The 532-nt window shown below is 59.0% G+C and carries 1 protein-coding gene; it reads right to left on the reverse strand.

The features are described 5' to 3' along the window. On the reverse strand, positions 1 to 419 hold a 419-nt coding region (locus AACY45_RS27805; protein WP_339548685.1), incomplete at its 3' end, for a replication initiator protein A. Between the last annotated feature and the right edge of the window lie 113 nt (positions 420 to 532).

Consider the following 532-nt stretch of genomic DNA (forward strand, 5'->3'; position numbering starts at 1 on the left):
ACCCAAGAGAAGAAGCCGGCCTCTCCCTCCCCGCCAGTCTCGATATCTGTCTTGATCTGGGTGCTTTGCAGCCGCTCCAGCGCTTCATACAGTCGCGTGTAAGCGTTCGCAGAGGGGGTAGCGCCGGTGACCCGAAAGAAGTCATTAGCCGTGAACACAAAGTTCTGGCTTACCTCCTCGCCATTCTCGATCTTCGTGGCCATGAGGCTCGCGATGTAGAGGATGACTTCCTTGTCATAGATATTTGCCACACCCTTGTGACCGGGGTTCACCTCAATAGTGATATCCCCGGTGCTATAGGTGAGTGGCTTCATCCACGCCTGCTTCGTCAAGGCGAAGAACGGGTATGCCATCAACGAGAGCTCGCCGTGAACGCCGCCCCGCAGAGGGCTGTCCATGGAAAACAGGTCGCCTTGCATGGGCGCCACTGCACTTTTGTCGGCGCCGGCCGGGGCCTTCGGGCTCGACGTTCGCGGCTGGCCGCCTTACCCTTGGGCATGACAGGCTCCGTTCCTTACAGGCCGGAGGAATT

The organism is Pseudomonas sp. RA_35y_Pfl2_P32 (assembly GCF_963970735.1).
Classification (GTDB): Bacteria; Pseudomonadota; Gammaproteobacteria; order Pseudomonadales; family Pseudomonadaceae; genus Aquipseudomonas.